Source organism: Actinomyces sp. HMSC08A09 (assembly GCF_001807465.1).
Classification (GTDB): Bacteria; Actinomycetota; Actinomycetes; order Actinomycetales; family Actinomycetaceae; genus Actinomyces; species Actinomyces oris.
Window position 1 is genome coordinate 1 of record NZ_KV789104.1, and the last position, 9,225, is coordinate 9,225.

13 protein-coding genes and 1 pseudogene are annotated in these 9,225 nt (G+C 64.1%); 5 read left to right on the forward strand and 9 right to left on the reverse strand.

Features of this window, described 5'->3' with window-relative positions; translation table 11 throughout:
- Positions 1-195 precede the first annotated feature (195 nt).
- The 5 genes from HMPREF3165_RS04610 (at position 196) to HMPREF3165_RS04630 (ending at position 3,183) form a co-directional block, all read left to right on the forward strand.
- On the forward strand, positions 196-591 hold the full coding sequence (locus tag HMPREF3165_RS04610; RefSeq protein ID WP_256274990.1) for a PTS sugar transporter: 396 nt from the start codon (positions 196-198) through the stop codon (positions 589-591).
- A gap of 36 nt (positions 592-627) precedes the next feature.
- Positions 628-816, forward strand: a complete 189-nt coding sequence (locus HMPREF3165_RS04615) for a helix-turn-helix transcriptional regulator (protein ID WP_060958143.1) — start codon at positions 628-630, stop codon at positions 814-816.
- Positions 809-1,312: a hypothetical protein gene (locus HMPREF3165_RS04620; protein WP_256274992.1), complete on the forward strand. Its 504-nt coding sequence runs from the start codon at positions 809-811 to the stop codon at positions 1,310-1,312. Before HMPREF3165_RS04615 ends, HMPREF3165_RS04620 begins: the two co-directional genes overlap by 8 nt.
- Before the next feature lie 247 nt (positions 1,313-1,559).
- Positions 1,560-2,381, forward strand: a complete 822-nt coding sequence (locus HMPREF3165_RS04625) for a nucleoside phosphorylase-I family protein (protein ID WP_070511183.1) — start codon at positions 1,560-1,562, stop codon at positions 2,379-2,381.
- 67 nt (positions 2,382-2,448) lie between these two features.
- Positions 2,449-3,183, forward strand: a complete 735-nt coding sequence (locus HMPREF3165_RS04630) for a glutamine amidotransferase (RefSeq protein ID WP_003788169.1) — start codon at positions 2,449-2,451, stop codon at positions 3,181-3,183.
- Between the two features lie 190 nt (positions 3,184-3,373).
- Here HMPREF3165_RS04630 and HMPREF3165_RS04635 read toward each other — a convergent pair whose 3' ends face one another.
- The 9 genes and pseudogenes from HMPREF3165_RS04635 to HMPREF3165_RS13425 form a co-directional block, all read right to left on the reverse strand.
- Positions 3,374-3,628, reverse strand: coding sequence for a hypothetical protein (locus HMPREF3165_RS04635; protein ID WP_003788167.1), 255 nt, complete (start codon positions 3,626-3,628; stop codon positions 3,374-3,376).
- 208 nt (positions 3,629-3,836) lie between these two features.
- On the reverse strand, positions 3,837-4,139 hold the full coding sequence (locus HMPREF3165_RS04640; protein WP_040322038.1) for a hypothetical protein: 303 nt from the start codon (positions 4,137-4,139) through the stop codon (positions 3,837-3,839).
- A 164-nt stretch (positions 4,140-4,303) separates the two neighbouring features.
- A complete protein-coding gene (locus HMPREF3165_RS04645) occupies positions 4,304-4,867 on the reverse strand; it encodes a hypothetical protein (protein ID WP_003788163.1) in 564 nt (187 codons plus the stop codon).
- Positions 4,868-4,879: 12 nt separating this feature from the next.
- Positions 4,880-5,191, reverse strand: coding sequence for a DNA/RNA non-specific endonuclease (locus HMPREF3165_RS04650; RefSeq protein ID WP_083303199.1), 312 nt, complete (start codon positions 5,189-5,191; stop codon positions 4,880-4,882).
- 404 nt (positions 5,192-5,595) lie between these two features.
- Entirely contained in the window at positions 5,596-6,261 is a 666-nt protein-coding gene (locus HMPREF3165_RS04655) for an SMI1/KNR4 family protein (RefSeq protein ID WP_070511185.1), read from the reverse strand.
- A gap of 3 nt (positions 6,262-6,264) precedes the next feature.
- On the reverse strand, positions 6,265-7,455 hold the full coding sequence (locus HMPREF3165_RS12765) for a DUF948 domain-containing protein (RefSeq protein WP_083303200.1): 1,191 nt from the start codon (positions 7,453-7,455) through the stop codon (positions 6,265-6,267).
- Between the two features lie 118 nt (positions 7,456-7,573).
- Entirely contained in the window at positions 7,574-7,717 is a 144-nt protein-coding gene (locus HMPREF3165_RS13215) for an Imm5 family immunity protein (RefSeq protein WP_256274995.1), read from the reverse strand.
- A complete protein-coding gene (locus HMPREF3165_RS12770) occupies positions 7,711-8,259 on the reverse strand; it encodes a DUF6301 family protein (RefSeq protein ID WP_083303201.1) in 549 nt (182 codons plus the stop codon). Before HMPREF3165_RS12770 ends, HMPREF3165_RS13215 begins: the two co-directional genes overlap by 7 nt.
- An 18-nt stretch (positions 8,260-8,277) precedes the next feature.
- A pseudogene (locus HMPREF3165_RS13425) lies at positions 8,278-9,225 on the reverse strand (hypothetical protein); the annotation flags it as partial.

Here is a 9,225-nt window from a genome sequence, read left to right on the forward strand (position 1 = left end):
ACCTGACCCCACCGACCCGGAGCCGCGTCGATTCTGAATTTTTTGTTGATGAGTTCGTATGGGGTGGAGTGCCGGGGGTCCGGACTCTTCGAGTGAAGCACGCTTGACACAGTCGACCCTGTCAAGCACACTAGACATGTCAAGCAAACATGACACCCTCTCTCGGGGTGATTGGCTAATCAAGGGATGATCGCCATGCTCTCCGCCGTCTCCGCTCCTTCTGTCCTGGCCGCCACGTCGTCGACCTCCTCCGCTGTCACCTTCGTTGCCGGGGTGGTCGGTGGCATCGTCGCCGGGATCGTCCTCTACCTGCTCGTCTACCGGTACTCGGCTCGCCATCTGCCCGAGGTCCGTGCCGAGGAGGCGTCCGAGCTCCTCAAGAAGCTCAGCGGGCAGCAAGCCGGTCTCGTCTGCTCCCTCCCCACCGGAATCATGGTGGGCTTCGTGTTCCCGGCGACCAGTCATCTCTCCGCCGGACCACTTCTGCTGGTCGTTCACCTCATAGGCACCGCCATGGTCAGCGTGTCCATCATCGGTGTCGCGTGGCTGTCCCCGAGACTGCGTGCCGTCCGGAACGCGGCTGCGGCATGAGTGGGTTGTCTCGCCGCGCTCCGGGTGGTGAGGCTCATGGATAATGACGTGCGCAGTCTGCGCGAGGCTCGAGGCCTCACCCAGGCCCAGCTCGGAGCCGCCCTGGGTGTCTCCAGACAGAGCGTCAACTCCATCGAAAAAGGCAAGTACGACCCCTCCCTTCCTCTGGCCATCGCCATAGCCCGCTACTTCGAGACCGCTGTTGAGGAGATCTTTCATGTCTGAGTCGGATCCCACGCCTACCCCTTCCTCCGCTGCGGCAGCCGCTTCGTCCTCCCCGGGCTCGACGTCGAGTGCTCGGGCAAGCCAGAAGGCCACCAAGCGGCGGCGGTCCACCATCGGGGGCATGGCCTGCGTTGTCGCCGTCGTCATCCTTCTGTGGGCGGCTGCGTTGACGATCCCGATGCCCAATGGCTTTCTCTATGGTGGCGCCAGCGGGGCGTCAGTCGTGATGCTCGTGTACATCGCCCTGATCGTCGCCAAGAGGCGCGGATACGAGACCTTCGTTGTCCGTGAGCTTGAGAAGCGGGGGGACGAGCGGGACAGGGCCGCCTCGCAGCGGGCCTGGGCACTCACTGGCGTCGTCGGGCTCGTCGGCAATGTTGTCGTTGGCACCGTGGGGGCCTTCGGAGGGTCGATGAAGCTGGGTATTGTTGTCGTCCTGTGGCTGCAGCTGGTCAGTTTCATCGGAGGAAGCATCTACTTCAACCGCACGATGTAGATCGTGGAGGTGCGCCCGAGCCTGCCGCCCGCTCGGTGCACCGCCTGGCCCGCACACAGATCGACAAAATCTTCATAATCGACCCGGAGCCGCGTCGATTCTGAAGTTTTGGTTGGTGAGCGTGGGATGGGTGCGGGCGGCGCCCACCGGCGTCTTCGCGTAGACTTCGCTCCACCCTGACCGGCGCCCCGCGCCGGCCATCGTTCCCTGTCCCACCGCCCGCCCCGGGCGCACCCGAGGAGAATCCATGGTCCAGCAGTCCGCCCCGCCAGGAATCTGGGACGAGGACCCCGACGGCGCCTCCATCCTCCTGGCCACGGGTCGCGCCCGCCACGACCTCCTCGTCATCGCCGAGCCCGCCTTCCTGCGCGACCTCGACCAGGCCTGGGGGCGTCCCTCGGCCCGAGTGCGCCTGTCCTTCCTGCCCGGCGTTGAGGCCCCCAGCGCCCCCGGCCACGAGGACGCGCTCGTGTCCTACGAGCGCGGTGGACTCGGCGTCCTCGTCGCCCGTGGTCGCACCAGCATGTACGAGGGTGGGGCCGCGCGCGGTGCGACGGCGCTGGCCCGGATCGCCAGCGGGGCCCGCCTGCGCGCCGCCCTGCTCGTCACGCGCGCCACCCCGCTGCGCGGCTCCGGTGATGTGGCCGGTGGCTCGGCGCCGGGACAGGTGCGCGTTGTCGCCGACCACCTCAATGTCTCGGGTGGTTCCCTCTTCCCGGCCCCCGGCATGGTCTCGGCGGGCTGGGACGCGACGCTCACCGAGCGCCTGGGGAGCCTGCGCGGCGTGAGCGGCAGCTCCGTCGTCGCCCTCGTGCCCGGGCCACTGCGCCCGAGCCCGGCCGAGTCACGCGCTCTGGTCTCCTTGGGCGCCGACGCCGCCGTGACCGACTCCGTGGCCGAAGCCATGGTCCTGGCCTCGAGGGGAGTGGCGGTCTCCGCCCTGACCTACCTCGACGCCCCGGCCGCCGGTGGGAACCTCGGGCGGGCGCAGCTCTCCCTGAGGCAGGCCTCCGGAGTCACCCTGGCCGCCGTCGAGGAGATCCTCAGAAGCCTGCGGGCCGGTTCCTGAACGTGATTCTGGGAACGGCGTGGAAAAGGATGCTGCCCAGGCCGCCGGCCCCCGTTAAGGTCATCTCGTGAAACCCTTCCTCTTCCTGGCCACCCGTAGCGACGATGAGCCTGCCGACGCCGAGTACGAGGCGTTCCTCAAGCGCACCGGCCTGGACGAGTCCACGCTCCGCCGCCTGCGCCTGGAGGCTGAGTCCCTGCCGCAGATCGATCTGGACGACTGGTCCGGCATCCTCGTGGGCGGCTCCCCCTTCAACGCCTCCACCCCGGCGGAGAAGAAGTCCGCCACCCAGAAGCGGGTCGAGGCCGAGCTCTCCGGCCTGCTCGACCGCGTCGTCGCGGCTGACTTCCCCTTCTTCGGCGCCTGCTACGGCGTGGGCACGCTCGCCTGCCATCAGGGCGCGGTTGTCGACACTACCTACGGCGAGGCCGTCACCGCTCCCGACGTCACTCTCACCGAGGCCGGCCTGGCCGACCCCATCTGCGCGGGCGTCCCGAAGGTCTTCCAGGCCTTCGTCGCCCACAAGGAGGCGGTCACGACGCTGCCGCCCCACGCCGTCGTCCTGGGAACCGGTGAGGCCTGCCCGGTCCAGATGTTCCGGATCGGCTCCAACCTGTACGCCACCCAGTTCCACCCCGAGCTCGACGGCGACTACCTCGCCCACCGGCTCGGCTTCTACGCCGGTCACGGCTACTTCGCCGACGACGAGCTCGCCGACCTCCAGGCCCGCGTGCGCCTCGACGACGTCTCCGACTCCTGGAAGCTGCTGGCCAACTTCGTGTCCGTCCACGCCCGCGACTGACCGGCTTTCTTCCCGATACGTTCAGAGAGAGCGGCCCCGGCCCGCGCTGTCGTGTGAGCGCGGGCCGAAGCCGCGGTTCGTGGTCTGAGTGGGGTGGGTGGCCTCAGCCACTATGGCAAGAGTGTGAGCGCTGTGCTCTTAAGGGGTGGGAGCGCGCGCGAGACAGCCCGGTAGGGCCTTGGCGATGCGGTCACCGGAAGTACCTGGCAGCCCTCTGATCTGCTTCGTTGTACTTACGAGCCGCTTCGCGCCAGTCCCGTTTGAAACGATCGAACCATCCGGTGGTGGCGGCGTCGTCGGTGCTGTGGGCCTGGGGTGCGGAGGCGGTGACCGCTGCAGGCTCGGCGGCGCTGGCGGTGGTGCTGCTCAGCGCGAGCCCGCCGGTCAGGATGCCTGCGCTCAGGGTCAGGGCGAGGAAGCGCTTAGGGGTGGATATCTGTCGCATATTGACCTCCTAATGGATAACTGGCCCTTGAACCCTAGCAGTCCTGGAGGCTGTGAGTGCCAATATATCTACCTAGCATCATAATGTGCTGTGCTTCATGGTCGTGCTGACTGGGGAACCTGCACGGCTTGCCCGGAAGTGCGTTGGCCCGTACCCGTTGTTGCGGGTACGGGCCAACGTCATGCGGCTATCCGTCCGGCGGCAGCTCCTACTTGCCGTCCGACATGGCGCTGGCCGAGGGGGCGGCCGACATCTTGTCGTCGCTCATCTTGCCGTCCGACATGCTGCCGGAGGTGGGGCTGTCGGACATCTTGTCATCCGACATCTTCCCATCCTCGGTCTTGCCGTCGCTCATCTTTCCATCGGACATCTTGCCGTCACTCATGGTGCCGTTCGGGGTGGAGGTCTGCTCCATCTTGTCCTTGTCGGCATTCGTGGAGCCGCAGGCGGCGGTGCCGACGGCGAGGGCGGCAACGAGCAGGGCGGCTGACACGATCTTGCGAGTACGCATGGGAGAACTCCTTGGTGACATGGGCTGGCGACGTGGCCAGGTGAGTGGTGGCGCACCGACGTAGTGCACCGTCACCAGGAGTTCGGAGCCGCGAGGCGTCTGGATGGTGCCAGGAGAGTGACTCCAGCCATATAGCTGACGGCACGGGTGCCCCACCAAGCCCGCTACTGGCCGTCCTCGTTGGTATTCGCCGTGTGTGTGGCAGCCTCCTGGGTGGCTTGGGCGGCTTCGGCTTTCTTGCGTTCCCGGCGGGCCCGGTCGCGTTCGCGACGTCGTGCGCGGGCCTCCTCCTTCTTGTGGAAGGCGGCTGCCTTGGTCGCCATCCACTCCGGGATGAACTCAGGATCCCTGGGGTGCAACCTCAGCTCCACCGCCGCGTCTTGGTCGCCAGCGGGATCTCCGTTAATGACTGGCTCACGCATCCAGTCCGACTCCTGATGCAGCACACCGTCAAAGGCATCCATCCACAGGTGCGAATACAGCCAGGCACCCCGATGAGGATCGACCTGAGCCGGACGAAGGTCATCCATGGTGAAGTCCATCTTCGCGGGAAGCAGCACGCCCTTGCGTTGACCGTTAATGGTCAGCCAGTTGGTGATGAACCCGGTTCGGTGGATGGCGTGGTAGTCGATGTCGATGCGGGTCCCGCCGCTGTCACGCAGCCAGTCCCGCAGCATGCCCTCGAACCGCTCGAAGACCTCCTGCTCACTCAGGTCCTCAGCACTCACAGAAACTACCTCCTACTGGTTCGCGAACGGCAAGCTTTGAGGAACGCCTTTAGCGTCCGTCCATGTCGCTTTGAACTCGGTGGGTACTTGCTCGGTCTTGGTCAGCTCCGGCCCGACCGGGTCTCGGTAGTTGAAGTCTACGGCGAAGCCCTTGTAGTTGCCCGGCTCCTTGGCGATCTGCTGCTCCAGCCTCAGGTAGGACTCGAAGTTGCTGTTGGGGAAGTTCTGGTTGACCTCCTTGAGCATCGCCACCACGTTGATCTTCTCAGGCGGTCCGTGGAACTGGGTACCGGCCCCGTGCCCACCGTTGTGCTCACCGGGCAGGTCGTCACCTTGCTCTGCGTATGCGCCGAGCGCACACCCTTCTCACCGTCAGACAGAGGCTCCATGTGGCCGTCGACCTCCATGCGCGCGGTACGCGCGTGCTCGTCAGTGACATAGTGGAACTTGCCGTCCACCTGACGGTAGAAGTGACCTTGTTTAGGTGTGCGCAGGACATTGTTTTAAGGTTGCGACGAGCGGTCTGTTGGCCCGTGGTGGGAGCGGAAAAGCCTTGTGGTGCTGGGGTCAAGTCGGTTGTCTCGACTTGACCCCAGCACCACAAGGCTGACGGGGTCTACTCTCCGGCTTCAGCGGCTATCCATGCTCCTGCGAAGTGATTCGTCACCCGGCAGGGATAGGCAGTGCCTCAGGCTGAATCCGAGTGGAGAGAGCTACTTATGTCGGTTCTACAGGTCGTCGCGGCGGGCGTGCTCGAAGACCGGCGGGCTGCCGGGACGGTCGATGACAGCGTGAGGCACACCGGCGGGCTTAGGGCCGTCCTTCCTTCGGATGGACTCTGTCTCCTGTTTACTGAGTTCCATCATGGACAGGTAGTAGTCCAGGAAGTCGTCATAGCGCTGCATGACCTCGCCGCGTACCCAGGAGACGGTCCCCTCAGCCGGGGTGCCGGGCTTTCCCATGAGAGCGATCTCAATAGATTCTCGAGAGGCGACAACAGTGAAGTGGTCGGCGGCGATGACGCCTCCGGCGGCCATGGCCTCGACGCACTCCTCCAGCTCCAGCTGGATCTGTCCGGCCTTGTGCAGCTCGCCGCCCAGCAGGTCGGAGGTGGAGAAGATCGTCATGTCCTGGAAGAAGCAGGGCCAGCCATCGGCCGCTAGGAGGAAACCTCGGTAGGACTCTGGCAGACGGAAACCCAGCCGGGCCTCGGCGCGGGCCACAGTCTCCTCTGACGCCTTCGGATTTGGCATCGCGTAGTCCCACAGCCCGGTCCAGTCGGCCTCCATCCTCGCTTGGACGATCATCCACCCCCAGCCGATGTAGTCCGGCCACGTCCACCCGGGAACGCCCTGACTTGCCTGGCTGGATGTGCCAGCAGTCTCACCAGTCATGTCTCAATCCCCTTCCCCGACGAGGAATTCTGTTGGCTTGTACCCTACCGGATAGTTGTTGTTCTGTCCTGCCAGGCTGGAGTTCAACTTGGACGGCATTGCCTGCCAGCTGGGTGGATTCCCATGCCCCAACCATGTGCTGTCCGGAACGTGTCCGGCAACAATGTCAGGAGATGGGTATTTTTCCGGGTGCGCTCGCCTCTCTTGTCGGGCTGCACGCTTTGCCTGACGGTCGATTTCGGTGCCTTTTGTGGCAACTCTTCCGGTGGGAGACAACTTCCCCTCTCTAAGTGCCTGGTTGCACCCAGCGACATATTCGTGAAGTGCTTTAACGTCAGCTTCTGATGCTCCTTTGAAAGGCTTAAAGACGACCGGGCCGCTCATTGGGTCGCTTCCGTCGCCGCCCTTTCCGTCGCCTCCGCCCTTGGGTGGAGTGCCTTCGCCGCCACTGGTGGTTGGTTTGGGGTCGGACTTGGCTGGGGCGTCGTCGAGTTTTTGTCCCCAGCGGCCTTCGTTGGGGTTGGGGCGTGGGGTCTTGGGGGGTTTAGGGCCGCCGGTGGGCCTGTGGACGGTGGGTTTGGCTCTCCCCATGTCGCCGGCCTGGCGCATGCTGATGCCTGGTAGGCCGGCCAGTGCGTACTGGGGGTTGCTGAGGGAGGATGCGAGGTCCTTGGCTGCCTCCACCTTCGTGGTGACGGCCTCGCTGACCTTGGCCGGGATGCGGTTGAAGGCCGCAGCGACGTCGTCGAGCAGGCGGTTGGCTTTGGTTAGCAGGCCTTTGAGGTTCTTGGCTGACAGGACGGTGTCGGCGACTTCCTTGGACAGGCGGGTCACCCAGGAGGAGACTTCAGTGATGGCTGTGCTCACTGCCCAGGGGGCGGCCAGGCCTGCGGTGAGAACTCCGATGGCGACCTTGGAGGCGAGCTTGCCGATGACGTCTGAGATGGCGTCGCGGACCATGTCGTGCACCATGCGCACGATCATTGAGGCCACCGTCAGCCCGCCCGAGATCGCGCCGGCCAGCTGACCGGTCATGCGCAGGTGGGAGGCGGAGCCGGCCTGGAGGGTCTTGAAGGTCGCTACCGCCAGGGACTCCTGGCCGGCCAGACGCCCCGTGCACACCTTGTCCAGCTCACCGGCGCACGAGTTCAGCTTGGTGGCGATGTTCGTCCACGTCGAGGCAGCCGCAGCCACCGCGAGAATATGTGAAGCGGTGGGGGCCGAGTCGGGAAGACTCGACCCCCACCGTTGGCGGGTTGATCAGTCAGGTGCCAGCTGGCCGGGCGGCTCGCGTGAAGCCCCCTTCCAGCGCTCAGTCGGCCAGGACAGCCGGGATGGCCTCATCCAGATACCATAGCCAGAACGCCCGGCGGGCATCGACGTCGGTGTCCTCGATGGGCTGCCAGTTCAGTGCCCCGGCTGCGGCGCTGGCGCAGCTGTCCTCGAGGGCTACAATTCTCCTCCTTCTGCGAAATACTTCTCTTCAGCTTCAGTAAGATCAGTCATCGCTGGCGATTCAATTGTCGCGGACACAAATCTTGTGCCGACTCCTAAACCGACACTCGCGCGTGACGGCAAATACCAAGACAAAGTTTCGACTTTGCTGCTAGAGCCGGGGGTTGCAGTCCCGTACAGTGATGTAAGTCCAGCAACGTACTCTGAGCGTGCTGACTGTATCAATGCCCTAATTTCCGGGCCCGGGTCCGGAGGGGCAAGGCTGGTCAAGCGGAAAGAGACTCTGGATATATACTTATTGTTGTTGACGACTAAGCTTATGTGACCGTCTTCTTCTCCGTTGCTGACGGGAGTAACGAAAAATCTTCCATCGTCTGGAGCGGGTGTCCAGCCGAACTGGTCTCGCAGCGAGAAAGCCTCCTCGACGGTCATGGGCCATCGATGCTCGGCAATCGCTCGAATAATACCAATTGCCTGGTCGGCCGGGTAATAGCGAAAGTCTGATGTTGTTGATCCCGCATCGTTTGATGTAGTGGGATTCATGGCACTCTCCTGGGCTTTCTAGAGTTTGTCGATAGAATTTTGAAGGTGCTGAGTGACTTCCGGTGTGAGCTCGAAGGGGGTGTTGGTGACTTCTATTCTACCAGGTTCGCGTGTCGCTATCACCTTGATTGTCATCTTTGTGTCCCCGTTCTGAACGCTCTGCCACACATCGGGGTGGTCGTGGAAGTACTGGGCGAAGCGAGGGTCGCTCAGCATGCGGTCTCGCGTGTACGCAGGCGATGCCTGAGGGGCCTTCCCTTCGTAAGTAGTCGCACGTGGCGTGCTGTCCACGCGTGCTCCTACCCCCTTGTATTCCGCGACGACCATTTCATCGCCGTTCGGACTCAGGGCCATCCCGTCGACCCAACCTCGCGGGGCGGTCCCGTTGTTCACTGTCACATTGTCTGCACGGAACTCTTCAGGAATATGGTACCCATTCTCCGTGAGATGTGCCTCACCGCCTGCCTCTCCGATCCTGGCGGCAGCGTCGTTTAATTCCTTACGTGCGGTAGACGCCTCGTCCGCCAAGTCTTCAAGCTTGGAAATTTCACGTGCGCTGTGGCCATTGTCTGCCATTTCAGCTGCTGTGTCTTGCATTCTCTTTCGCGTAAAGTCGCTACGAGAGTACCCCTCGGGCACTGCTTCATCCAGGCGCTCTATAGCTTGCTGCTTTGCGGCCTTCTGGGCTTGATGCTGGCGGAATAGCTCAGGTATGTCTTTTTGGTACTTATCAGCATTCTTTCCCGTCTTGGCCGCGTCTGCCGCACTGCCGGCACGTTTTGTGCTGGCTGCCGCCGCGCCCGCGGCGCTGGCTGCTCCCTTGGCTCCGTCGGCAGCAGCGTCCGTTGCGTGGCTGGTGCTCTTGGCTCCGTCGGCAGCAGCGTCCGTCGCCTTGCTGGTGCTCTTGGTGGTGCTGGCTGCGTCGTCGAGTTTTACTCCCCAGCGGCCTTCGTTGGGGTTGGGGCG